3 protein-coding genes are annotated in these 4,079 nt (G+C 65.3%); all 3 read left to right on the top strand.

Features of this window, described 5'->3' with window-relative positions; translation table 11 throughout:
• Positions 1–156: 156 nt before the first annotated feature.
• The 3 genes from EN749_RS32035 to dapB all read left to right on the top strand — a co-directional run bounded on the left by EN749_RS32035 (position 157) and on the right by dapB (position 3,997).
• Positions 157–1,182 carry a glucokinase gene (locus EN749_RS32035; RefSeq protein ID WP_127808447.1) on the top strand — a complete coding sequence of 342 codons (1,026 nt, stop codon included), beginning with the start codon at positions 157–159 and terminating at the stop codon, positions 1,180–1,182.
• 137 nt (positions 1,183–1,319) lie between these two features.
• On the top strand, positions 1,320–3,179 hold the full coding sequence (locus EN749_RS32030) for an ABC transporter ATP-binding protein (RefSeq protein WP_127382152.1): 1,860 nt from the start codon (positions 1,320–1,322) through the stop codon (positions 3,177–3,179).
• Positions 3,176–3,997, top strand: a complete 822-nt coding sequence (gene dapB, locus EN749_RS32025; RefSeq protein WP_128364663.1) for a 4-hydroxy-tetrahydrodipicolinate reductase — start codon at positions 3,176–3,178, stop codon at positions 3,995–3,997. Before EN749_RS32030 ends, dapB begins: the two co-directional genes overlap by 4 nt.
• Positions 3,998–4,079: the final 82 nt, after the last annotated feature.

The raw sequence follows: 4,079 nt of genomic DNA, 5'->3' as shown, positions 1-4,079 counted from the left end.
GTTCAGCGCCTCATTTTGCGAAACCGTGGCGGTTTGGCCGCAGAGCCGGCCTCAGCGCGCCGCCCGGGTCGAAAACCGTTTCCCTTTTCAAACTCATGCGCTAGTCAACGGAAGAACGGCCAGATGCCGTCGGGGGCGCCGGAGACGGACGAGAGCATGCCACGCACAGGCGACGACGATACTTTGTTGCGGTTTCCGATCCTGATCGGCGACATCGGCGGCACCAATGCGCGCTTTTCGATCGTGCTCGACGCCAATTCCGAGGCAGGCGAGCCGACCATTGTCCAGACGGCGAACTACAACACCATCGACGAGGCGATCCAGGCGGCCGTGCTCGACCGCTCGTCGGTGCGCCCCAATTCGGCGGTGCTGGCGGTGGCTGGCCCGGTCGACGGCGACGAGATCGAACTCACCAACTGCCCCTGGATCGTCAAGCCGAGGAAAATGTTCGCCAGCCTCGGCCTGAGCGACATCGTCGTGCTCAACGATTTCGAGGCGCAGGCGCTGGCCGTCGTCGCGCTCGGCGAGGAGCACATGGAAAAGATCGGCGGCGGCACGCCGGAGCCCAATGCCGGGCGCGTCGTGCTCGGTCCAGGAACCGGGCTCGGCGTCGCCGGGCTGGTCCACGCGCTGCACCACTGGATACCGGTCCCCGGCGAGGGCGGCCATATGGACATCGGCCCGCGCACACCGCGCGATTTCGAGGTTTTTCCGCATATCGAGAAGCTGGAGGGCCGCATTTCGGGCGAGCAGATCCTGTGCGGACGCGGTCTGGTCAATGTCTATCGGGCGGTTGCCAAGGCAGACGGCAAGCCGTCGCCCTTCACCACGCCGGCCGAGATCACTGCCGCGGCACTTGCGAAAACCGATCCGGTTGCAGTGGAAGCGCTGGAGATTTTCGTCACCTGCCTTGGGCGCACCGCAGGCGACCTTGCTCTGGTGTTCATGAGCCGCGGCGGCGTGTTCCTCACCGGTGGCATCGCGCAGAAGATCGTGCCGGCGCTGAAAGCCGGCAATTTCCGCGCCGCTTTCGAGGACAAGGCGCCGCACAGCGCGATGATGCGCACCATGCCGGTCTATGTCATCACCCACCCGCTGGCCGCACTTCTGGGCCTTGCCGCCTATGCCAGGAACCCCTTGCTGTTCGGTGTCCAGACGGAGGGCCGGCGCTGGCAGGCCTGAAAGCCAGCGAAGCGCTCGCGCCCCGCGACGAAGTTAATCAGGTGCGGGCATAGGCAATCAGGCCGCAGGGCGTTAAGAGGGGTGCCGAATTTGCAGCCCCGGTCCCACGAGGCGGAAAACCACAAAGCGCTCCCGATTTGACACTTCAAGCTCCAAACAAACAAAAAGCCCGGCCCGGCGAGGTCACAGCGGTGCTCCGCCGCATCCTCGCTGAAAACGGCAAAGAGTATCGCTGGACCTATGTCGTCGCCGTCTCTTGCCTGCTGATCGTTTCCGGCACCACTGCCTTCACGGCGTGGATCATGGCCCCGATGATCAACCAGATCTTCTACGAACGACGCGGCGATATGCTCTGGTTGATCTGCGCCGGTTTCATGGGGGCCTCCCTGCTGCGCGGCTTCGCCGGTTACGGCCAAGCAGTCGCGTTGGCCAGTATCGGCAACAATCTGGTCGCGCGCTACCAGAAGCGCAGCTTCGACCATCTAATGAAGCTCGGCGTCAACTTCTTCAACGATACGCGTTCCGGTCGGCTGGCGGCACAGGTCAGCGAGAATGTCGGCGGCGTTCGCGATCTGCTGTCGCTGACACTGACCTCGATCAGCCGCGACGCTGTCACGCTGGTCGCTCTCGTTGGCGTGATGATCTATCAGGATCCGGTGTTGTCGCTCAGCTCGCTGCTGATCGGCCCTCCACTGATCTGGGCCGTCGTCTATATCACCCGCCGACTGCGGCGTATCAACCGGGAATCCGTCCTGATCAATTCGCGGCTGAACGGGTCCGTGCAGGAGGCCACGCAAGGCATCGCCATCGTCAAGGCCTTCACCTTGGAGGCCGAGCTGGCGCGCCGCATCGGCATCATGGCGGACACGGCCGAGCAGCGTAACAACAAGATCGCCCGCGTCTCGGAGCGGCTGTCGCCGATTTCCGAGATTCTGGGCGGTCTCGCCATCACCTCCGTACTTGCCTATTCCGGCTACCGGGCGCTGTATCTTGGGCAGCCGCCGGGCGCGGTTTTCTCCTTCATCACCGCGCTGATCATGGCTTACGATCCGGCAAGACGCTTGGCGCGCACACAGGTGGGCATGGAACGTGCCCTGGTCAACGCGCGCATGATCTACGAGTTGCTCGACCTGGAGCCGAAACAGGGCGACGCACCCGATGCCGTCGAGGCGAGGATCACCACCGGCGAGGTGCGTTTCGACAATGTGACGTTCGGCTACAGCGCCGACATGCCGGTGCTTAGGGACCTGAGCTTTACCGCCGCGGCCGGCAAGGTGACGGCGATCGTCGGTGCGTCGGGCGCCGGCAAATCGACGCTGGTGGCGCTCTTGCAGCGCTTCTACGACGTCGACCGGGGCAGCATCGAGGTCGATGGCCAGGACATCTCGAAGGTAACCAAGCATTCGCTGCGGCAGTCGATCGCCTATGTGGCGCAGGCGCCCTATCTGTTCGAGGGCACGATCCGCGACAACATCCGCTACGGCCGTCTGTCGGCCACGGACGCCGAGATCGAGCAGGCGGCGAAACAGGCGGCAGCCGACGAGTTCATCCGCCAGCAGCCGCAAGGTTACGACACGCCGGTCGGCGAAGGCGGCTCGACCCTTTCCGGCGGCCAGCGCCAGCGCGTCTCGATCGCCCGCGCCATCGTGCGCCAGGCACCGATCCTGCTGCTCGACGAGGCGACATCGGCGCTCGACAACGAGGCGGAGGCGCGCGTCCAGGAAGCGCTGACCCAAGTCATGCAAGGCCGCACCACCATCGTCATAGCGCATCGGCTGTCGACGGTGGTCAATGCCGACCACATCATCGTGCTGGAAGAGGGACGGTTGGTCGAGGAAGGCACCCATGCGACGCTGATGGCCGACCCGGACAGCATCTATTCCCGCTTCCACCGCATCCAGGGCAAGAAGGGACTGGGGCTTGTCGAGGACCGCGAGCCGATCCAAACTCCGGTCCGGGCCACGCGTGCGAAGAAGACTGCTGTGAGGAGCACATGAGCGAAGCAGGCGATATGGGCCTGGTGGTGGTGGGCGCTGCCGGCCGCATGGGCCAGACGCTGATCCGCGCCATCCACACCATCCCCGGCGCGCGGGTCATCGGCGCGGTCGAGCGGGCGGGTTCGCCCTATCTGAGCAAGGACGCAGGCGAACTGGCGGGCATCGGTATCATCAACGTGCCGATCGGCGACGATCCGCTGCCGGTCTTCGCCAAGGCAGACGGCGTGCTCGACTTCACCACGCCTGCTTCGACGGTCGAATTCGCGGGCTATGCGGCGCAGGCGCGCATCGTTCACGTCGTCGGCACGACCGGGTGCACGGCCGACGACAATGCGAAGATCGCGGCGGCGGCGCGCCATGCGACCATCGTCAAGTCGGGCAATATGAGCCTCGGCGTCAATCTTCTGGCGGTGCTGGTCGAACAGGCGGCGCGCGCGCTCGATGCCGACGATTTCGACATCGAGATCCTCGAAATGCACCACAAGCACAAGGTCGACGCGCCGTCGGGCACAGCACTTCTGCTCGGCGAAGCTGCCGCCGCCGGGCGCGGTATCCCCCTTTCCGGCAACGACGTGCGGGTCCGCGACGGCCACACCGGCGTGCGCAAGACCGGCTCGATCGGCTTTGCCACGCTGCGCGGCGGCTCGGTGGTCGGTGACCACAGCGTGCTGCTGGCTGGCACCGGCGAGCGCATCACGCTTGCCCACCATGCAGAGGACCGCGCCATCTTCGCCCGCGGCGCCGTGAAGGCGGCGCTTTGGGCGCGCGGCAAGAAGCCGGGACTGTATTCGATGCGGGACGTGCTCGGCCTCAGCTGAGCCGCCTATCTGCCAACTTGCCCATCTGCCAACCTGAAGGGAGCAAACATGTCGAGAACCCTCGTGCTCGTGCGTCACGGCC

It is taken from the genome of Mesorhizobium sp. M7A.F.Ca.ET.027.02.1.1 (assembly GCF_004022985.1).
Lineage (GTDB): Bacteria > Pseudomonadota > Alphaproteobacteria > Rhizobiales > Rhizobiaceae > Mesorhizobium.
This window is presented reverse-complemented; position numbering and strand designations above follow the sequence as displayed.